This window comes from Planctobacterium sp. AWM4_229 (genome assembly GCF_056160305.1).
Genome location: NZ_JBSWWX010000001.1, coordinates 97,709 through 117,993, shown reverse-complemented (window position 1 = coordinate 117,993; position 20,285 = coordinate 97,709). Strand labels below are relative to the sequence as shown.

20 protein-coding genes are annotated in these 20,285 nt (G+C 44.3%); 8 read left to right on the top strand and 12 right to left on the bottom strand.

What is annotated here, in order from left to right; translation table 11 throughout:
- Nucleotides 1-178: 178 nt before the first annotated feature.
- The gene (fadE, locus tag ACXAGP_RS00580; protein ID WP_475258907.1) at nucleotides 179-2,635 is read right to left on the bottom strand and encodes an acyl-CoA dehydrogenase FadE; all 2,457 of its coding nucleotides are present in this window, start codon (nucleotides 2,633-2,635) and stop codon (nucleotides 179-181) included.
- A gap of 140 nt (nucleotides 2,636-2,775) precedes the next feature.
- On the opposite strand from fadE, the gene ACXAGP_RS00575 reads away from it, so the two are divergent.
- Both ACXAGP_RS00575 and ACXAGP_RS00570 read left to right on the top strand, forming a co-directional pair.
- Nucleotides 2,776-3,561 (top strand): class II glutamine amidotransferase, encoded by a 786-nt coding sequence (locus ACXAGP_RS00575; RefSeq protein WP_475258906.1) that lies wholly within the window; start codon nucleotides 2,776-2,778, stop codon nucleotides 3,559-3,561.
- 154 nt (nucleotides 3,562-3,715) lie between these two features.
- Complete coding sequence (locus tag ACXAGP_RS00570; RefSeq protein ID WP_475258905.1) at nucleotides 3,716-5,557, top strand: DUF885 domain-containing protein; 1,842 nt, start codon at nucleotides 3,716-3,718, stop codon at nucleotides 5,555-5,557.
- A 77-nt stretch (nucleotides 5,558-5,634) separates the two neighbouring features.
- Here the strand turns inward: ACXAGP_RS00570 and ACXAGP_RS00565 are convergent, their stop codons facing one another.
- From ACXAGP_RS00565 to purM, 3 genes are read right to left on the bottom strand one after another with little or no spacing between them, the layout of a single operon-like run.
- On the bottom strand, nucleotides 5,635-6,402 hold the full coding sequence (locus ACXAGP_RS00565; protein WP_475258904.1) for a DUF3108 domain-containing protein: 768 nt from the start codon (nucleotides 6,400-6,402) through the stop codon (nucleotides 5,635-5,637).
- On the bottom strand, nucleotides 6,386-7,036 hold the full coding sequence (gene purN, locus ACXAGP_RS00560) for a phosphoribosylglycinamide formyltransferase (protein ID WP_475258903.1): 651 nt from the start codon (nucleotides 7,034-7,036) through the stop codon (nucleotides 6,386-6,388). The genes ACXAGP_RS00565 and purN overlap by 17 nt, the downstream gene beginning before the upstream one ends.
- Nucleotides 7,037-7,046: 10 nt before the next feature.
- Nucleotides 7,047-8,081 carry a phosphoribosylformylglycinamidine cyclo-ligase gene (gene purM, locus ACXAGP_RS00555; RefSeq protein WP_475258902.1) on the bottom strand — a complete coding sequence of 345 codons (1,035 nt, stop codon included), beginning with the start codon at nucleotides 8,079-8,081 and terminating at the stop codon, nucleotides 7,047-7,049.
- 252 nt (nucleotides 8,082-8,333) lie between these two features.
- Between purM and ACXAGP_RS00550 the strand changes: the two genes are divergently transcribed.
- The gene (locus ACXAGP_RS00550; RefSeq protein ID WP_475258901.1) at nucleotides 8,334-9,347 is read left to right on the top strand and encodes a DUF2066 domain-containing protein; all 1,014 of its coding nucleotides are present in this window, start codon (nucleotides 8,334-8,336) and stop codon (nucleotides 9,345-9,347) included.
- Complete coding sequence (gene hda / locus ACXAGP_RS00545; RefSeq protein WP_475258900.1) at nucleotides 9,335-10,048, top strand: DnaA regulatory inactivator Hda; 714 nt, start codon at nucleotides 9,335-9,337, stop codon at nucleotides 10,046-10,048. The genes ACXAGP_RS00550 and hda overlap by 13 nt, the downstream gene beginning before the upstream one ends.
- Here hda and ACXAGP_RS00540 read toward each other — a convergent pair.
- The 4 genes from ACXAGP_RS00540 to arsC are packed head-to-tail and all read right to left on the bottom strand — an operon-like array spanning nucleotide 10,045 to nucleotide 13,316.
- Complete coding sequence (locus tag ACXAGP_RS00540; RefSeq protein ID WP_475258899.1) at nucleotides 10,045-11,973, bottom strand: PKD domain-containing protein; 1,929 nt, start codon at nucleotides 11,971-11,973, stop codon at nucleotides 10,045-10,047. The genes hda and ACXAGP_RS00540 overlap by 4 nt on opposite strands.
- A 21-nt stretch (nucleotides 11,974-11,994) precedes the next feature.
- Nucleotides 11,995-12,399, bottom strand: a complete 405-nt coding sequence (locus tag ACXAGP_RS00535; RefSeq protein ID WP_475258898.1) for a DUF2069 domain-containing protein — start codon at nucleotides 12,397-12,399, stop codon at nucleotides 11,995-11,997.
- Between the two features lie 3 nt (nucleotides 12,400-12,402).
- The gene (locus ACXAGP_RS00530; RefSeq protein WP_475258897.1) at nucleotides 12,403-12,963 is read right to left on the bottom strand and encodes a flavodoxin family protein; all 561 of its coding nucleotides are present in this window, start codon (nucleotides 12,961-12,963) and stop codon (nucleotides 12,403-12,405) included.
- Nucleotides 12,963-13,316: an arsenate reductase (glutaredoxin) gene (gene arsC, locus ACXAGP_RS00525; protein ID WP_475258896.1), complete on the bottom strand. Its 354-nt coding sequence runs from the start codon at nucleotides 13,314-13,316 to the stop codon at nucleotides 12,963-12,965. Before arsC ends, ACXAGP_RS00530 begins: the two co-directional genes overlap by 1 nt.
- 74 nt (nucleotides 13,317-13,390) lie before the next feature.
- On the opposite strand from arsC, the gene ACXAGP_RS00520 reads away from it, so the two are divergent.
- Nucleotides 13,391-13,852 carry a TlpA family protein disulfide reductase gene (locus ACXAGP_RS00520; protein ID WP_475258895.1) on the top strand — a complete coding sequence of 154 codons (462 nt, stop codon included), beginning with the start codon at nucleotides 13,391-13,393 and terminating at the stop codon, nucleotides 13,850-13,852.
- Here ACXAGP_RS00520 and bepA read toward each other — a convergent pair.
- Together bepA and ACXAGP_RS00510 are read right to left on the bottom strand one after the other, a co-directional pair.
- Nucleotides 13,844-15,283: a beta-barrel assembly-enhancing protease gene (gene bepA, locus ACXAGP_RS00515; protein WP_475258894.1), complete on the bottom strand. Its 1,440-nt coding sequence runs from the start codon at nucleotides 15,281-15,283 to the stop codon at nucleotides 13,844-13,846. The genes ACXAGP_RS00520 and bepA overlap by 9 nt on opposite strands.
- 81 nt (nucleotides 15,284-15,364) lie before the next feature.
- On the bottom strand, nucleotides 15,365-15,949 hold the full coding sequence (locus tag ACXAGP_RS00510) for a hypothetical protein (protein ID WP_475258893.1): 585 nt from the start codon (nucleotides 15,947-15,949) through the stop codon (nucleotides 15,365-15,367).
- A gap of 120 nt (nucleotides 15,950-16,069) precedes the next feature.
- On the opposite strand from ACXAGP_RS00510, the gene ACXAGP_RS00505 reads away from it, so the two are divergent.
- Nucleotides 16,070-17,149, top strand: coding sequence for an AI-2E family transporter (locus tag ACXAGP_RS00505; RefSeq protein ID WP_475258892.1), 1,080 nt, complete (start codon nucleotides 16,070-16,072; stop codon nucleotides 17,147-17,149).
- A gap of 28 nt (nucleotides 17,150-17,177) precedes the next feature.
- On the opposite strand, the gene bcp is transcribed toward ACXAGP_RS00505, so the two are convergent.
- Both bcp and ACXAGP_RS00495 read right to left on the bottom strand, forming a co-directional pair.
- Nucleotides 17,178-17,642, bottom strand: coding sequence for a thioredoxin-dependent thiol peroxidase (gene bcp, locus ACXAGP_RS00500; RefSeq protein WP_475258891.1), 465 nt, complete (start codon nucleotides 17,640-17,642; stop codon nucleotides 17,178-17,180).
- 8 nt (nucleotides 17,643-17,650) lie between these two features.
- Nucleotides 17,651-18,175, bottom strand: a complete 525-nt coding sequence (locus ACXAGP_RS00495; protein WP_475258890.1) for a glycine cleavage system transcriptional repressor — start codon at nucleotides 18,173-18,175, stop codon at nucleotides 17,651-17,653.
- Nucleotides 18,176-18,291: 116 nt separating this feature from the next.
- Here ACXAGP_RS00495 and dapA point away from each other — a divergent pair, with 116 nt between their 5' ends.
- Complete coding sequence (gene dapA / locus ACXAGP_RS00490; RefSeq protein ID WP_475258889.1) at nucleotides 18,292-19,170, top strand: 4-hydroxy-tetrahydrodipicolinate synthase; 879 nt, start codon at nucleotides 18,292-18,294, stop codon at nucleotides 19,168-19,170.
- On the top strand, nucleotides 19,170-20,282 hold the full coding sequence (gene bamC, locus ACXAGP_RS00485; RefSeq protein WP_475258888.1) for an outer membrane protein assembly factor BamC: 1,113 nt from the start codon (nucleotides 19,170-19,172) through the stop codon (nucleotides 20,280-20,282). The genes dapA and bamC overlap by 1 nt, the downstream gene beginning before the upstream one ends.
- Nucleotides 20,283-20,285 lie beyond the last annotated feature (3 nt).

Here is a 20,285-nt window from a genome sequence, read left to right as displayed (position 1 = left end):
CATTTATACGGTGTTGGATGTTTTTGATTTAGACCCACTAGACCTTTAAACATCCGTCTTGTCTAAATGCTTTTCATCTCCCACTGAGTTGGGTAAATGTTTACTGGAATTGGTATAAAAGACCCAAAACAAAAAAACGGCCCTGAAAGGACCGTTTTAAATCAGTGACAATATCGCTTTAAGCGGCCTTGGCTTTGGCCCGTGTTCGCGGTTTATTTGCGCCCGCTCGTAACGCTTCAGGTTCGAAGTCATCTACGTTAATCACTTCTAGTCTTCCCGCTTCAGCGCGTTTCAACAATGCCGCTTCCTGTTCATTGATGACAGATAGCTCAAGACCTTTTTCCGCCGCTTTATCAAGCTGCGTGAAGGGAAGTTTTTCATTGGCAGCCTGACAGATGCGATCAAAGATGGGTTCAGCATCCAGGATATCCTTCAGGGTTTGCTCCATTTTACCAATAGCATTGTTGGCGGTAGGCGTGAAGTACTGCCCGTGCCCCAGTCGGCTTCTGGCATTACCTGGTGCTTGCAGCATCAATGCAATTTTGTGCTCCAATGCATCTGAAGGTTTTTTGTGACGACGACCCCAGGGCATCATCATAAACTTCAAGATACGGCCAACCACCTTGTTAGGGAAATTGTCCAGTAGGTCTACGATAGCCATTTCAGCTTTGTGCAAGGTATCCTGCATGGCCCAGTGCAACAAAGGCAAGTCTTCTTTTAAACGACCTTCATCGTCAAAACGTTTAAGGGTTGCAGAGCCCACATACAGGTAACTCAGGATGTCGCCTAAGCGCGCCGAAATACGTTCTTTGCGTTTAAGCTCTCCACCTAACAAGGCCATGGCAATATCAGACAGCATTGCAAGGTTGGCACTGAATGCCGTGAGTGATTGATAGTAGGGGCGTGTTTCGTCTTTATATGGCGTGCTGATAAACTTAGCAGCACTAAAGCCTAACCACTTACTTCGTACCGTATTACTGATAGCAAAGCCGATATGACCAAACAAGGCTTCATCAAACGCCTGTAGTGCTTGGTCTTTGTCTTTGATAGCTGCGGCTTGTATTTCCTTGAGTACAAACGGATGGCAGCGCATGGCACCTTGACCATAAATCATCATGTTTCGGGTTAAGATATTGGCACCTTCTACCGTGATGGCAATCGGTGCGCCTTGATAGCCTCTGCCCAGATAGTTATTTGGCCCTAACATAACGCCTTTACCGCCGTGAATGTCCATTGCGTCGATAACGCATTGGCGCATTTTCTCGGTTAAGTGGTATTTACAAATAGCGGATATAACGGAGGGTTTTTCGCCTAAATCGACACCCTTAGTGGACATACTGGTTACGGCATCCATCAGGTAAGCATTGCCCCCGATACGACCCAGCATTTCCTCGATCCCCTCCATTTTACCAATAGGTAATTTAAATTGACGACGAATTCTGGAATAGGCACCTGTTGCCAACGCCATCGTTTTCACACCACCAGTTGAGTTGGATGGCAGGGTGATACAGCGACCAACTGACAAGCATTCCACCAGCATACGCCAGCCCTGGCCTGCCATTTTTACGCCACCGATGATGTAGTCTAGCGGAACGAAGATATCTTCGCCGCGAATCGGACCATTTTGGAAAGGCACATTTAATGGGAAGTGGCGGTTGCCGATATCCAGCCCTTTGGTATCTGATGGGATAAGAGCACAAGTGATGCCAATATCCTGTTCATCGCCAAGCAGGCCTTCAGGATCGTAAAGCTTAAACGCCAGGCCAACAACTGTCGCAACCGGTGCTAGAGTAATGTAACGCTTATTGAAGGTGAGCTTCATGCCTATTACTTCTTCACCGTTCCATTGGCCTTTACATACAATGCCTTGATCAGGTATTGCACCGGCATCAGAACCCGCTTCTGGACTGGTTAAGGCAAAGCAGGGGATCTCTTCGCCTCGCGCAAGGGCAGGTAAGTACTGTTGTTTTTGCTGGTCAGTACCGTAATGTTGTAATAACTCACCGGGGCCGAGGGAATTAGGGACGCCAACCGTACTGGCCAGTACAGTGCTCATTCCGGAAAGTTTTTGTAACACGCGTGATTGTGCATAAGCTGAGAACTCAAGGCCGCCAAATTCTTTTTTGATAATCATGGCAAAGAATTTATTGTCTTTCAGGTATTGCCAGATTTCAGGCGGAAGGTCTGCCAGCTCGTGATTAACCTGCCATTCATCAATCATACCGCAGACAGTTTCCACAGGTCCGTCGAGAAATGCTTGTTCTTCTGCTGACAAACGCGCTTGGGGAATATTGTGCAAGGTTTCCCAGTTGGGATTACCGCTAAACAATTCACCATCCCACCATACTGTACCTGCGTCTATTGCGTCCTGCTCAGTTTTGCTCATTTCAGGCATGATTTTTCGATAAAGCTTAAGCGCAGGGGCAGTGATGTATTGCTGTCTTAAACCTGCAGAGTTAAGCGGAACTGCAACGGCAGCAAACGCCAGCCAGCCTAACAGGCCGACAACATCGAAAAATGTTCCGAACGCGAATAACGCTGCGATAAGCGCTGTACTGTGAAACAGTTTGATGCGCAGATAGCTACATGCTCCGAGTAAAACTGCTAAAGCAAAAAACCATATTAATAAATTCATAATGGCTCCATAGGGCAGTATGATAGGTTTGCCCTTAAATTAAATGTAAACGAGATGTTTAATTTATAGCATAAATTCCAAAATTCAAACAGGTGTTTGAATTTTTTATCGTAAAAAATCGTAAACCGTTGTTGTCTGTTATGTGTGAACTCTTAGGAATGTCGGCAAATGTGCCAACAGATATATGTTTTAGTTTTTGTGGCCTGTTAGAGAGAGGCGGGCGCACAGGTCCCCATAAAGATGGTTGGGGCATCACTTTCTACGAAGGCAAGGGCTGTCGCAGCTTTAAAGATCCTTTACCCAGTTGTGATTCTGAAATTGCGCGACTTGTCAGATCTTACCCTATCAAGTCTCGTGCCGTCATAAGCCATATTCGTCAGGCTAATCGCGGCAAAGTTGCACTGGAAAATACACATCCCTTTATAAGAGAAATGTGGGGCAGGCATTGGACCTATGCCCACAACGGACAACTAAGTAATTACAAGTCGCTATTAAAGCCGGAAATATATCAACCTGTCGGTAATACAGACAGTGAGCTGGCTTTTTGTTGGCTGATGGATCAGGTGCGCCAAAAATACCCCACCAAACCCAAAAACATGCAAACCGTGTTTCGCTTTATTGCCAGACAAGCTGAGACCCTGAGAGGATTGGGCGTATTTAATATGTTGCTTTCTGACGGCGTCTATTTAATGGCTTATTGCACCTCTAAACTGCATTGGATTACTCGTCGTGCGCCGTTTGGCAAAGCGACATTAATAGATACTGATTGGGTAATCGACTTTCAAAAAGAAACCACACCCGATGATATAGTGTCTGTGATTGCAACCGAGCCTCTTACCGGAGACGAAACCTGGCAAAAAATGGGCACAGGTGAGTTTTTACTTTTCAAACAAGGGGAGTTGATCTTTAACAGTGCAAAAGCGTAAAGTTTGTTCTGGTTTAAAACAGAAGCTCATTCTGGAACTTTGCTGTAAACAACAGCGAGTTCACTGTTGTGAGTGCGCTGTAACCGACCTGTACGGCAGAAAATAAGGGTGTAAAAACCCAAACCCCTATTACCAAAATAAATTCGAGGGAAATATGAAGCAGTTAAAGTCCATTTCAATGGCAGTATCACTGGCGCTTTTACTCGGTGGATGTGCGCAAAGCAACAGCACACAAACTTCCAAGCCTGAAACCGCTGCAGCCGCCCCAGAAGCACAAGCGCTCTCTGAGTCTGAAAAAGCCAATCAGCTTTTTGATGAAATTTTCATGGAAAATGTGATGCGTTCGCCAATGTATCAGTCTTATTTAGGCATTAAGACTGACCAGGATAAATGGGATGATTTGTCTCCGGAAAGAGAACTGGAAGATCTCGAGGTAACTAAAAAGCAACTGGCAAAAGTAAAAGCCATTGATGTGACGAAACTGGATGCGCAAACTAAGTTAAGCTGGCAGCTTATGGAACAACAATTACAGCGCGGTATTGATGATTTTAAATGGCGTCATTACAACTACCCGGTAAATCAAATGTTTGGTTTGCACTCTTCTGTGGCATCGCTTCTTATCAATCAACACCGCATTTCTGATGTGGCCGATGCCGAAGCCTACATTTCCCGCTTGAACGGTTTACCTGCTTTATTCGCACAGTTGGTAGAAAACTTAAACACTCGTGTTGCGAAAGGAATTGTGGCCCCCAAATTTGTTTATCCTTATGTTATCAATGACAGCCAAAATATCATTACTGGCGCGCCGTTTGACGATGGTGAGAATAGTACTCTATGGGCTGACTTCTCTGGCAAAGTAGCCGGATTAGAGATAGATGAGTCGGCAAAACAGGTTTTATTGGATAACGCTAAAAAAGCACTAGTTGATTCAGTCAAGCCAGCTTATGAAAATCTTATCGCTGGATTGAAAAAAATAGAAGCGGGCGCTGACACTAACGATGGTGTTTGGAAATTCCCGGAAGGTGAAGCGTTTTTTAACAATGCCCTTGCAAGAACTACAACAACTGATCTTACGGCAAAAGAAATTCATGAAATCGGCCTTTCAGAAGTGGACAGGATCCACGATGAAATGCGTGAGATCATGGAAAAAGTGGAATTTGATGGCACGTTGCAAGAGTTCTTTGTATACATGCGCGAAGCCGACCAGTTTATCTATTCTTCTGATGAGCAAGGACGTAAGCGTTACCTTGATGAAGCAACTGCCTACATTGACAACATGAAGGCACGTTTGGATGAATTATTTATTACCAAGCCTAAGGCAGATCTCATCGTTAAAGCGGTAGAGCCCTTCCGCGAAAAGTCGGCGGGTAAAGCATTTTATCAGCAACCTTCAATGGACGGTTCTCGTCCGGGTACTTATTACGCAAATTTGTATGACATGGCGTCGATGCCAACTTACCAAATGGAAGCCTTAGCATACCACGAGGGTGTCCCGGGGCATCACATGCAGATTGCCATCGCACAAGAACTGCAAGGTATTCCCAAATTCAGAAAGTTTGGTCGTTACACCGCCTATACCGAGGGTTGGGGCTTATACAGCGAATTAGTTCCGAAAGAGATTGGCTTGTACGAAGATCCGTATTCTGACTTTGGTCGCTTAGCCATGGAGTTGTGGAGAGCGTGTCGTTTGGTTGTAGACACGGGGATCCATGCGATGAAGTGGACTCGCGAGCAAGGTATTGATTATTACGTAAGCAATACACCTAATGCGAAAGCGGATGCTGTGAAAATGGTTGAGCGCCACATTGTACTGCCCAGTCAGGCTACAGCCTATAAGATTGGTATGAACAAAATAATAGAGTTGCGTGAAAAAGCCAAAACAGAAATGGGTGACAAGTTTGATATTCGTGAATTCCACGATGTGGTGTTAGCACAAGGGCCGGTGCCTTTAGATGTGTTGGCACAGTTTGTTGACGAGTATATTGCCAGCAAATAATCTGATTTCAGCTCAACTGAAAACAAAAAAACCGGTATCCATGTACCGGTTTTTTTATGCTTGCAAAAAATTATTATTTATTCACTTACACGGTATTCAGACAACTGGATATCGCCTTGTTCGTCACCTTCCTTGAATTGCTGTAAGCGCACCAATTGGTAATTGAGATCAGGAGCAAACCACGACCAGGTCACCCGGCGGTTGTTATTGCGGATCGTTTTAACTTTGATGGTATTGAGTTTTCCGAAAGGCAGTTTAAGCACTTCTTCGCTAGCCACTTCAAAACCATAGGTCTTCAATTCTCCACGATAATTAATCAGACTGTAACGGGTTTCGGTTACGCCCTGTTTTAACTGGCGCTGCAGGTCAAATCGGTATAGTTGATTATCCCATTCGCCTTGCCAGTTGATGGTGCTGGCCTGTTTTTTACGATTTTTGATTGTTATTGTTTTATCGTCATTAAAGGTTAAATCTAAGGACTTGTCTCTGCCTGTACCTTCTCTCAAGTACGAATATGTGTGCGGAACAAATTCGCCATTAACTATATTAAAGTAGCTGGTTTCTGAACGGGTATCAGAGAGAAAGAATATGGACACATCACTTTGATAAAAAAGTTTATAGCCGCTTTCTGCTTTTTCCAGTGACATCACAGCATGGCCGATGTCGCTGCCATTTCTGTAGGCCGTGTATTTGGCGAAAAATGGCTTGAGCTGTTCAACTGCGTTCACTACTTTTGCCTCGGAGCCTGCAATTGTCGCTGAAGGTTCTTGTGCTACAACGGCGTGACCTGATATCAGTAACAACGAGGCGACAACATTGACGAGGTAGTTAAATCTTAACTTCATGGATTATTCCGCTTTGTGGCAGCATTTCGTTCATATAATGAACACCTTCATTGGTCATTGTTATTTTATCTTCACAGAGCAATTGCACTGCAAGGGGATAGATTTGGTGCTCTACCTGATGGACCTTGCCTTTCAATGTATCAACGGTTTCATCCGTTACTATAGCAACAGGAGCCTGAACAATAACAGGACCCCCGTCCAATTCAGGTGTTACAAAATGTACTGATGCGCCATGATACTGCTCCTTTGCATCTAAGGCTCTTTGGTGGGTATCCAGGCCTTTAAATTTGGGCAGCAGAGAAGGGTGGATGTTGATAAGTTTACCGGTAAAGTGCGTAACAAAGCAAGGTGTCAAGATCCTCATAAACCCGGCTAGTACCACAATGTCAGGTGCAAATTGATCTATGCTGGTTTGCAACTGCGCATCGAAACTTTCCCTGTCTGGGTAGTTTTTGTGGTTAATAACACAATGTTCAATATTGTGTTTTTTAGCACGCTTTAAACCGAAAGCATCCGCCTTATTGGAGATTACGGCTACAACTTCGCCATTAATCTGACCACTTTCTACCGCATCGATAATGGCTTGAAGGTTCGAGCCACTACCGGAGATCAAAACTACGATACGTTTTTTCATTTTGAGTGGCTCAGCGGATAACTACCTGAGCATCAGCGGCATCTCTTTTTTCTACTTCACCAATCACCCAGGCATTTTCACCCAGTTCTGAGAAGGCATTGACCACTTGCTCAGCTTGCTCAGCTGGAACCGCCAGTAATAAGCCTACACCGCAGTTAAAGGTTCTATACATCTCATGGGTTTCTACATTGCCTTTTTCTTGCAACCAGCTAAAGATTGCGGGCCATTGCCAGGAGCTTTCATCTATCACTGCTTTCGCATCATCAGGAAGAACCCTGGGGATGTTTTCCCAAAAACCACCGCCAGTAATATGAGAAATAGCATTAACCTGGTACTGTTGTAGTACAGCTAAGGTATTTTTAACGTAGATTCGGGTGGGTTCTAAGAGGTGATCTGCGACGCTTTTGTCTTGTAGCATTTCTGTGGTATCAGATTGGCTCACTTCCAGAATCTTGCGAATCAATGAAAAACCATTGGAGTGCGGACCACTAGAGGCAAGTGCCACCAGTTTATCGCCTGGCGCTACTTTACTGCCATCGATAACGTCGTCTTTTTCTACCACGCCAACACAAAAACCGGCGACATCATAATCATTGCCGTGATACATGCCTGGCATCTCTGCTGTTTCGCCACCAATCAAGGCACAGCCAGATAATTCACAGCCAGTGCCAATGCCGGTTACCACTTCCGTTGCAATGTCGACATCCAACTTACCTGTGGCGTAATAATCCAGGAAGAATAATGGCTCAGCACCTTGAACAATGAGGTCATTGACACACATGGCCACAAGATCGATACCGATACTGTCATGTTTGTTGAGGTCCATTGCCAGTCGAAGTTTGGTACCAACGCCGTCGGTGCCGGAGACTAACAGGGGATTTTTGTATTTCTGAGGAATTGAGCAAAGTGCACCAAAACCACCTAAGCCACCCATCACTTCGGGACGGTGGGTTTTTTTCGTAACAGATTTAATTCTCTCAACAAGTTCATTACCTGCATCAATATCAACACCTGCATCTTTGTAACTTAAGGATTCTTTGCTCAAAACGGATACTCTGGATGTGGAAAAAATTGGCGCTAATGTTATCAATTTAAGTGCATTTTGAATACCGATTTGTCGTTGCTAATTGCTTTGAAAATGAGCAATCGAATGGAATATGTAAACTGAGGGATGATCTTTAAGTCATATTCCGCGAGAATAACCTTACTTCAAATAAAAAAGATATCTAAACCTTTGCTAATGAGAAATCTGTGCTTCGCGTTGTTGTTCACTTTGCCAATGATGGCGAGGGCTGCTGTGATTGATAATCTCTATGAGACCAGGGTCTTAGTAGCGAGCCAAACAGTTGCGGCACAAAACGACGCTATCAGAAACAGTTTTAATCAGGTTTTGATTAAAGTGAGCGGTAGTCAGGATATCGTTACATCGCCCGAAATTATCGCGATGAGGAACTCCGCCAGGGATCTCATTCAATCGTTTCGCTTTGAAAGCACGGCCGAAGGTAGCTACATAATTGCCAGTTTCGATGAAGACAAAATCAATCAACTGCTTGCTCAATCAGGTCGACCAGTATGGGGGAAAAGAAGACCAGATACCTTAATGTGGCTGGCTTATCTTGAGGAAGATGGTGACAGGGTCATTGTTTCTGCCACATCCGTTAGTCCCGTTAAACAGAAAGTCGATGCGATGGCCGATTCCAGAGGCATTCCTGTTAGTTTTCCTCTGATGGACATAGAAGATGCAGAGTTGGTGCACGTATTTGATGTGTGGGGGCGTTTTGATACGGTTATTAAACAGGCCAGCCAGCGTTACCCCAATGATAATTTAGTTTCAGCAAGGATATATGACCGACGCAAAATGTCTTTGGCTGAGCAAGAAGTGCCGTTACAAATGGCATGGCAACTGGATTGGCAACTACTCAACAATGATCTCATTGAAGAAGGTACCTGGTTTGCTGAAAGTGAAACTGAGGTGTTACAAAAGTTCGTAGATATGATTGCCGATAGACTTGCAGAGCAATATGCAGTAGAGGCAACTGGAGAATTGACTCAAACCAGTGTGGAAATGAAAATCATTAATCTGGATTCCCTTGAATCCTACGTTACCGTTACCCGTTTTCTCTCTTCTTTAGCGATGGTTAACAGCGTTAAATTATTAGATATCTCCGGGGAAGTTGCCAGATTCCGATTGGATTTAATCGGACAGCAAAGTGATTTACTCAACACCTTACAGTTAGATGCTAAGATTACCCAAAAAACAGATGCTTTTGGTCGAGTGACAGATGATATGGAGTTCTTATGGCTACAGTGACCGGGCAGCTCGCTTTACCCTTCGCAAGTTCTGAGTTTCATACCTTCGACAATTTCATCGTTGATGGTAATGAAGAGTTAGTGGAACATTTAAGCGGTATTTCATTAGGAGAAGTCGCTGAGTCTGTTATCACTTTTGTAACTGGTGGCAGTGGTGATGGTAAAACCCACTTACTCAATGCGTGCTGCAACCTTGCTAATGACAATCAGCAGATTGCGGTATACGTGGATTTGGATACCGCCGATGTTCTGACACCAGACATGATGGAAGGTTTGGAGAACTGTGATTTGGTGTGTATTGACAATATCGATGCCATTTTGCTGAACAAGGAGTGGGAGATCGCGGTATTTGATTTGATAAACCGAATCCTGGAAAAAGGCAGTGTGCAAATCATATTAACCGCTCAAAAAATGCCAAAACTGATGTCTTTCAGGCTCCCAGATTTAGCGTCGAGACTGGTTTGGGGGCAATGTATGAGTATTGCGCCTATCAACGACCCGCAACGTTTAGAGCTACTCAAAGCTTTGGCATTTAATGCCGGATTGCAAATGACTGAAGAGCTGGCTAATTTTCTAATAACCCGATTGCCGCGTGATTTACACTCTTTGACGCAGGCCATGAAGAAACTCGATGAAAGCTCCTTGCAGGCCAAGCGCAAACTCACTATTCCTTTTGCCAAGGAAGTGTTGGAAATAAATTAGTCTTTGCTTTTGAGCTCAGGTCTGCCGTGGTGTTGGTAGTGCAACATATAATCTGGCATCACACCTTGATACAGTGGATCCGTTGCGTCTCCCTTCTTGGTATTTTTACCTGCACGCTCTCCCGACAATATCAAGTTTTCTTGCCAGCTTAACCCCGGTACCATTAATTTGGCTTCTGGAAGTGTCGGTTGGATCGTATCTACATCAATTGCCGGATATATATTGCGCACCACTTGTCGAGTTCTGCTGGTTAATTTGTTGTCGCTTATTCTGGAGCGCTGTCCCCAGGTTACGAGTAAATCTGGATTGTCATTTACCACCTTCATGACGGCAGTATCGGCTTCAGCACCAAAGCGATATGCCATCATAAAGCGCTCAAACAAGGTGGCGTAATCTTCTCTTACCGTTAAATAACTGTAGTACATTGCTGCGTTATCTTGCGAAAACAAGTCTGCCGCTTGTTGGTCTGTGGTGTTGCGCTGCGCTGCCGTTGCTGTCTCACCAGCGAAGCTCACCTGTGCCAGAGCTCTGAGCTCTTCAGAGTTCAGCGGATACAATTGGGAGAAGCTGCTGGAATCAGCAGGCATCAGGTTAAAGTAGCTGATGGGGTCAGAGCTCAATGGAATGCTTGCCCAGCGATCGGGTGGGAAAAAGTCATTGGCGTGGGCCAGCTCGTGATACAACAACCAGGTGATATCTGCCTCAACATCCGCAAAGGAACGGGATAAACGTTGCGATTGTGGATAATTGGCACGACTCAAGTAACTTTCACCATCCTTAACATAACGCCATGGCATGAAAAATTGTAGATCGTTACCGAAGGCACTGCGAAAATCCGGCTGATCGTTTAGTGTATCGCGTTCTTGAGGGGTTACCCAAAAGTTATTGGCATCAAGATAAATTGCGCCGGTGGCTACCCAATAAAAAGACGGACGTACTTCGTAGGAGATCACAATGGCCGTGACTCCTCTAAATAGCGCGAACATATCTTCGGCGGCGACGGAGTTTTCCAGGTAATCCTTGAGTCGGTCGCCCATCCATTGATGTGATACATAAACTCTGTCCATGATATCGTCAATACCAGGATTCAGTGTTTGCTGCCCAATTAAGGGCAGGGTGGAGAAGCGACATGAATTGCTGACTGTGTTGTTATACACGCAGTTTTCAAGTGCTTGGGCGTAGGGCGAATTTACATTATAGGGACGCATTTCGGTGGTGATAATACGACCTGCAGAGTCAGGGAAGAAACCATCTTCACTGCTTGTAACATTCTTAACCAAGACGTATACATCATCGCTGACATTCTCGCCGTTATCTAAAGTCATGGTGGCGCGAAATTGCAGTAATTGGTCAGAGCTGACTGAAGGGGCGTCAAAAAACAAGAAGTTATCGTCAGAGCTCTCAGTAAAATTTGATTGAGGTACATTAACACCTGATATTTGTTGCCAACTGATACTGGTAATCGATTGCTCTGGAAGCGCATCTGCACGTAATGATACCTTTGCAGTTTCAGAAACTGCATGATCTAACCTGATTGTGGCATTCGCTTGTTCAGCGGATACTGTCAAGGTTTGAGTTTCGCTTAATAATGCTGCGCCTGTTGCATCAGAAACATTTACCTGGAAGCTGTATTCGCCTGCTGCCGGGGCGTCAAAACTCAATACCTGACTATCAGTTGTAAGCAAGGCAATTGGATCACCCGAAACCTGCTGCCAAGAATAGCTGTATCCGGCACCGTCAGTGTCAAGCAGCGCAATCAACGCCACTGATTGTTGCGTTGCGGCTTCGTTGTCACCCTCAATACTCAAGGAAACGGGGGTAACCGGAGGTGGATTTTGCACTGGAGGAGTATCGGTAGTGCCTCCACCTGAGCCACCACAAGCTGAAAGCAAAAACAATGCGGAAATGTAAGGTATAAGTTTCATTCAGCGATTTCCTTTATCTGGTTAGGTCAATTCAGATAGTTTTTTTAGTTTCAGGCCGAGTTCTCGCCCTCTGCCACGAGCATAATAACAGCAGCCAATGAACATAAGTGTTGCAAAAAGTAACTCAATGGCGGCGTACCACCAGACATCTTCTGTGTATATAGCTGTTAGACCGTGTAAAAAATAAATCATTACAACAAAATTAGCCCAAGCATAAGTGTATGGCGTGCCTTTTAGTAGGCCTCTTAAGGGAAACAATAAAGGCAGAACCCATAACAAAAATATAAAAAGGGTTGAGTATTCTTTACTAACGAAGAAGTGCCAGATAATAGTCCACAAAAATAATCCGAAATAACCGATGAGGGCCAGGTAACGATATAGTTTTGTTCGCGGAGACATTGGTACTACTGTTGGAGTTTCAGACATTATTTACTCTTTTAGTTTGCGCGCGAGTCTGGCTAAACGTTTTCCAGATTCGAAAGCGAGTTTTTTTTCATCATCGCTGAGTTTGTCAGCGTATTCGTTTTGTACAACATGACTGGCACCATAAGGTGTGCCTCCCGTTGTGGTTTGATGTAATTCTGGTGCCGAATAGGGGATGCCACTGAGTACCATGCCATGATGGAGTAGTGGTAGGGCCATACTTAACAGGGTGGATTCTTGTCCACCGTGCATAGATGAACTGGAGGTAAAAACGATGGCTGGCTTATCTTCCAATACTCCTTTCAACCATTGCGCGGATGTACTTTGAATGAATTTCTGCAGAGGCCATGCCATCTGTCCAAAACGGGTAGGACTGCCAAGTGCCAGTCCTATACACTGCTCCAGGTCCCGCTCAACCACAACGGAGCATTCATCGCTTGAGGGCTCTGTGTTTGCCGTTCGTAATCTCGCTTCCACATTTTCACTTTCGATCCCCATGGCGATTTTTTCCGCCAACTTTTTGGTGGCGCCGTGGCGACTGTAATAAAGGACCAGAATAAAACTCATCAGAATAGTTCTAAAACTTGCTCTGGTGGTCTGCCTATACGGGCGGATTGTTCTGTAATTACGACAGGGCGTTCTAATAATTTTGGATATTGCACCATGGCTTCCAGCAATTGTTCTTCACTGGATGTAGTTTTGCTCAGCCCCGCTTCAGCGAATTCAGCTTCTTTGGTACGCATCATTGCCAAAAACGAATCCAATCCCAATTTTGATTTCAGCTCAGATAGTTGTGCTGCTGTTAGCGGCTCTTTTAAATACTCAACTACCTCTGCTGTTATGCCTTTCTCTTCCAGCAAAGCCAGAGTTTGTCTGCTTTTGCTGCATCTTGGGTTGTGTAACATTGTAACTTTTGACATGCTAATCCTTGTTATAGCAAATGGTATTAATAGCTTGTAAGCTATTTTAACGAGAAAGTTCAAAGGGATCAGCATTGAATAAAAATATTCTTATCCTCGTCGCCGGGGTGATAGCTATGGTGGCGGGTGTGGTTATGTTCCAAAATCAAAAGTCAGATTTTAAAACCATCGATGGCGAGACATGGTCCTGGCGGGAATTGCAGGGTGAATGGGTGGTGGTTAACTATTTTGCTGAGTGGTGTGCACCTTGTCTGAAAGAGGTGCCGGAGCTTAATTCATTTTATTTTGAATCAGGTATTAAGCTTTTCGCTATCAGTTACGATGGTGAAAACGATGAGCAAATGCAGGGTATTCGCAAAAAGTATGACATGCAATTTCCGATAATTAGTGCGGAATTACAGCCGCAGTTACCAATGCCAAAACCTTCAGCATTGCCAGCCACTTACATCATTGATTCTCAAGGTAAAGTTAGAGAGCGCTTGATGGGAGAGCAAACCAAGTCCAGCCTTGTGCAGGCAATCAAACAACTACAGTGATTTAATGCGCTTTTCCTGTTGTCTGAGTTGTTCAATTCTGGCCCTAATCCTTTGTTGCTCAAGATTGTTGTCCTTAGCAAAGTTATAGGCGGTGTGCAGCTCATCAATGGCATTGGGATAGGCTGCTAACAATACCAGGTATTCGGCTTTCGCCTGGTGCATTTGCAAGAATGACCGCTGATTTCTGAGGGCATCAATTAATAACTGGTAACTCAAGGCATGGTCTGGATCCACCAATAGATAATCACTCAACACTTCGGTGGCAAGATCGTAGTTGCCTTTTTTAATCAGCGCATTAGCCAGATTGAGGCTGATGACTTGGTTTCTGGGAATTTTGTTTGATAAGTTTTGCAAGTTGTTGATAGCCATATCATAACGCTTTAGCTCTAAAGCGATGTCAGTTGCTAAATCAATATAGAACAAGTTTTCTGGCTCCTCTTTGAGTAGGGGTTCCAGTGTTTTTTCTGCCATTTGAGGTTGTTCATTGGCGAGGTACGAAAGTGCAAGTCCATAACGTTTGCCTTTTTGTATTGTACCTTGAGTACTTTTTAGAGCGGCCTGAAAGTCCGCTATATTATACTCTGGATCGTACATATAGCGCGCCTGAATTCTGGCTTTAACCAGATGAAATGAGAGGTTTGGAGCCAAATTTTTGTTGCGGTAGTAGCTTTGTCGCGCTCTTGCATCAGAAACTCGAGATTCTGGTAAAGGGTGAGTTTGCAGGAAGGCTAACTGTTTAGATTGACCGCGACTTTTTTCTACTAATTTCCCGAAAAAAGACGCAGCGCCAGAAACGTCAAAACCGCTCCTGTCTAGCATATCAAAACCCACGCGATCAGCTTCTTGCTCGTTTGAGCGAGTATAATTTATGCCAAACTGCGATGAGGCCGCTTGTGAAGCGGAAATAGCGGCAACGCCCGCTTCAGGATCAACCATAGCCAATAAGATGCCACCCAGCATACTGGCGAGTGCTAACGGAGCCGCCTTACTTTGTGCCGCTATTCTTCGCGCGATATGTCGTTGTGTGACGTGACTGATCTCGTGGGCTAACACTGAGGCGAGTTCGCTCTCATTATCCGCTTGATAAATTAATCCTGTATGCACACCAACGTGACCACCAAAAAAGGCGAATGCGTTGATATCTTTGTTGTTTATTAAAAAGAATTCAAAAGGAAACTTGACGTTTTCGGCGTTCACCACCAGTCGATTACCGATATCATTAATATATTCATCTAGCACGGGATCAGAAATTATCGGACTCTGATTACGTAGCTGACGCATCATGATTTCACCGATTTCCATTTCCTTTGCAATACTGATTGCATCTGAGGCAACCACGCCAATCTCAGGGAGGGAATTTCTGTCTGAGTTTGTTTGTGCGGCAACCGTAGTGAACAAAAAGGAAAACAGGAAACAGTAAAATTTCATCATAGGGACATTAATGTACTTCAGTAATTGGAAAACTAGCGTTTATTAAACGATGACTAACGCGTTTGGTTGACAAGTTGTTGCTCAAGCTGTTGAGCCTTCCTCTTCAATCCGCTCGATAATGTGTTTTACGGAGTAACCTTTTAGACCAATGATATCTATTTCAGTTGCAAGGTCTTTTAAAATATTATCAATAATCAGCGATGCATAGCGCACCAGCTTCTTATCAATATCATCACCACGGGTATAAGCATAGCGAATAAACTCGATGAAATCCGGCAGCTTAATCAAGCACTGCATGGTGCTGGGATCCCAAACCTTAAAGTCGATATTGACATTGTTTTTGGTGTACAGCACAACTGGTTCATCATCTATTTCAGGCATACAGTGGATTTCGTAATTATTTCCCACAAAACGACGATGCACCACTAACTTGGGTTTGCGTTCGACGACGATTTCACCACTGAGTTTTTCTTCACCGCCTAAGCGTCTTAAATTCCAGTTAGAACGTTTGACAATCTGCTTAAAGGCATTGTCAAAGCCGTGTACATTCATCCCTTCCATCTCTGCGATGGCGCTAGATACGAGGTGGAAAAAAGGCGGTATTTCCCCCCAGTTTTGATTTTTCTTTTCTTGAGTAATCGACTTTAAGGTGACTCGCTCGCTCACACTGACTTCCTAAGTTGATAAGTATTCCTGATAAAACCTGACTATATCATGCAAATCTCGTTTTAACAGATTACCTCTGCTAATATGCTTCGAAAATTCATAATTTAAGGAAAGCGGAATATGTTTAGTGTCTTTGGTCGTTGGTATGAGAGGAAGTTCTCCGATCCAGACGCTGCTATGTTATTGCTTTTATTAGTCATTTCTGGGGTATTCCTGTTAGTTTGGGGAGGCATGGTCACCCCAGTTATCGTTGCCGTAGTCTTAGCTTATTTATTAGATTGGCCCGTTGCAAAACTGGAACAAATGAATATGCCAAGAAATTGGGGCAGTACCCTTGTTTTGTTGACCTTTGTTGGGGTTTCATTTCTCGTCATGTTGGGACTTGTGCCCACTATTTGGCAACAAAGTGTAAATTTAATTACGGAGTTACCTGCAATTTGGGAGAAAGCGCAAGTATGGCTAACGGGGCTGCCAGAGGCTTATCCCACAATGGTGAAGAGCGATCAAATTCAAACTTTATTAGTGGGTGTCGATGAAAAGCTGGTATCTCTGGGAGAGCGCATTATTTCGGCATCATTCAGCTCGATATTTGGCTTTGCTGCATTGTTGATTTATCTCATTCTGGTGCCATTAATGGTGTTTTTTATGCTCAAAGACAAAGAGCAATTAGTGGCCCAAATCTCCCAAATTTTACCCACTCAAAGACGCCTCATCGTGCAGGTGGGACAGGAAATGAATCAACAGATTGTAAATTATATCCGTGGCAAGGTGATCGAGATCATTATAGTCGGAACCGTTTCCGTTGTGACCTTTCTGTTGATGGACTTGCGTTATTCAGTATTGCTTGGGGTTTTAGTGGGTTTTTCTGTGCTCATTCCATTTATCGGAGCCGCTGTGGTGACGATTCCCATTGCCGTGGTGGCGTTGTTTCAATGGGGAATTAGTCCTGAATTTTGGTACGTGATGATTGCCTACGGCATTATTCAAGTACTGGATGGCAACGTGTTGGTACCAATTTTGTTCTCTGAGGCGGTTAGCCTACATCCCCTGTATATCATTATTGCGGTGTTGTTCTTTGGTGGCTTGTGGGGCTTTTGGGGCGTATTTTTTGCTATTCCATTGGCAACGCTTGTAAAAGCGTTAGCCAATGCCTGGTCTTCACCGGTACTGAGCGCAGAAACGGAAAAAGCCGAATCATAAGATACGGCTTTTTGTTAAGTCACAAAAATCAAGCGTTCAGGTAGTCCAATACCACCTGGTGATGGTCTTTGGTTTTAAACTTGTTAAAGACTTTTTCAATCACACCTTCTTTGTTAATTAAGAAACTGATGCGATGCAGGCCATCGAACTCTCTGCCCATAAACTTTTTGGGACCCCAGACACCGAATTTATCGGCGACACTGTGATCTTCATCAGAAAGCAGGTCAAAGTTAAGTTCGTCTCGCTCGATAAATTTTCCTAAGCGTTTCACTGGATCGATGCTTATTCCGTATACTTTAACGCCTTTGGCGTCTAGCTCAGCTTTACTGTCTCTTAGCCCTTGAGCTTGAACAGTGCAGCCCGGTGTCATGGCTTTAGGGTAAAAATAAATGAGTGTTTTGTTGTCTTTAAAGTTCGAAGAATCAACAGTCTCACCGTTTTGGTCAAGCGCGGTAAAGTGGGGAACGGGTTGTCCCTCTGAAATAATATTCATGCTTATTCCTAGTGTTTTTCTTTGAATGAACCTTGCAAGTTATGCTGCTCTATAAAGTCGTTATAGAGGGGTTCAATAGTTTCGATTGATAACTCTTGCGGCATGCTCACCACCATTTTACATTCAACCCGCACTTCCTCTGGGGTAACCTCAACTGTTTTTTGACGAAATGCGTTAATGTGAATGCCGTGATGGGTAAACAGCGTCGCCATATCTTTAATTATACCCACAGCGTCACAGCCGTTAAATTCCACATCGGCAAGATGTACGAGATGCTGCTTGGTGTGGTGCTTGGTACGCTTTACCATGCATAACAGATCAAGTTTATGTGCTAATGAGGGTAAATTGAGTTCTGCTTTGGTTATGGAAGGCAAAGAGCCCTCTAGAATCATATTGAAAGAAAAGTCTTGTCCATAATGCGCTAATCGACTGTCTAAGATGTTACAATTTAGGGAACAAGCCAAAGAGGCTATTTCACCTAAAATCCCGGCTTTATCAGCACCGAGAAATGTAACAATTAGCTGATGTTTCATACAGTTTTCCTGAATCGCTCTGATGTTTTTATTTTGTTGCCAGATAAAACTCGCGGATACCTTGTTTTTAATGGCTTAGGTCTTTACCATTAAGCGCTATTTTTCTGGGAGCCCATATGATAAAAGGCAGTATTGTAGCGTTGGCAACGCCTATGTTACCAAATGGTGACGTCGATTATGCGTCATTGCAAAAACTAGTGCAATTCCACATTGCTAATGGCACTGATGCCATTGTTTCCGTAGGGACTACTGGAGAATCGGCCACACTGCCAGTATCCGAACACGTTTCTGTGGTTCAGAAAACGGTTGAATTCGCACAAGGCAAGATTCCGGTTATCGCGGGGACCGGGGCAAATTCTACCTCAGAAGCCATTGAATTGGGGGACTTGATGCAGTCAGTGGGTATCTCTGGCATGTTGAGTGTGGTTCCATATTACAATAAACCGCAGCAGCGGGGCATGATTCAACACTTCACGGCCATAGCTGATGCCGCTGATGTACCTGTAATCCTGTATAACGTACCGGGACGAACAGTTGCCGATTTGAGTTCAGAGTCAGTTTTCGTGCTGGCAGAGCATAAAAATATTGTTGCTTTAAAAGATGCGACGGGTGATTTGAACCGTTTAGAGGAACTAAAAGCGGGTTTGTCTGACGATTTTTCTCTGCTCAGTGGTGATGATCCTACCGGGTGCGAGTTTATGCTTAACGGTGGGCATGGAGTCATTTCTGTGACTGCGAATATCGTTCCGAAGCTGATGTCTGAGCTTTGTATCGCTGCCACATCAGGCAACAGGCCTCTGGCAATGGAAATAGATGCATCCATTGCGGAACTTCATCGCAAATTGTTTATCGAACCTAATCCTGTTATGCCAAAATGGGCGCTTTATAAGATGGGGTTGATGGAGACCCCGCATTTAAGATTGCCTATGGTGGAGCCTGATGAAGCAAGTCAGGCAAGTCTGGAAGAACTACTACAAGAGATGGCGTTGATTTAATGGAAGTATTACGAACACGAATTTGGTTAGCCGCTATAGGCCTCAGTGCCAGTTTAAGCGGTTGCGCGTTGTGGCAAGAAGAACAAAGCGTAGATCCTTCACACCCGCACCTTGCAACTAAACAAGGGAAGGAGTTGGTACTGCCTGAAGGCAAAGCAGTGCCTAAGTTTGGTGATGATTATGCGATCCCGGAAGTGGGGGCAAACGCTGAAAATGGGAAGATTGGTGGAGAACTGGATATTAGCTCTCCTCGCTTGGTATTGCCAATTGTGTCAGGCTCTCGAATATTAGAAGGCTCACGCGAGGCGATTGTGCAGTTTGACCAGGTTAAAGATGATATTCCCCTGGACACAGCCATCTGGAATTCCTTGATCAGCTATCTGGATGAGCGTGGTATCGCAGTTGTTGATTTTGATAAACAAAACCAGCGCCTGAAAACCGATTGGATGATTATTGAAGATGATGGCGATAGTGCATGGTATAGCTGGACAAAAACTGAACGCACTGTTGGTCAACGTTTTGAATTTGAACTCGATGTTAAGTCTCACGGGCGCTCCGCAACACTGTTTGTTAAACTTGTAGATTACCTGGAAACGGTGAATGACGATATGATTGCTGATATTTCTCAGCATCAAGCCAGGAAAAATGAAGTAGACATTCTTAACGATGTGCTCAGTCATTACGAGACACAGTTGAAATTGTCTAATTTGCGCAAAGCCAGACAAATCCGCACAGGGGTACCATTAGAACTGGGTTTCAATGCCGATGGTGAAGCGGCATATCTTGTTGACGCTAACTATGAGATAACCTGGCCGAGATTGCTATTGGTTCTGCGTAAACTCGGCTTTAACGTGAAAGACCTGGATAAGTCTACGGGACTCATATTTGTTACTTATGCCGGTGTAGACGAGGGGTGGTGGAGCAGCCTGTTCAGCTCGGACAGCGAACTCATGTTAGAGGAAGCGGATTATCGGATAATTGTAAAAGAGCAGGGAGCTAAGACCAGTATTTCGATAAGAGACTCAGAGAATGAGGCCTTATCTGCAAGCACGATCAGTGATGTCTATCCCGCTTTTGAGCGTGTCATGACAACTGATGATTTAGATATTTAATCT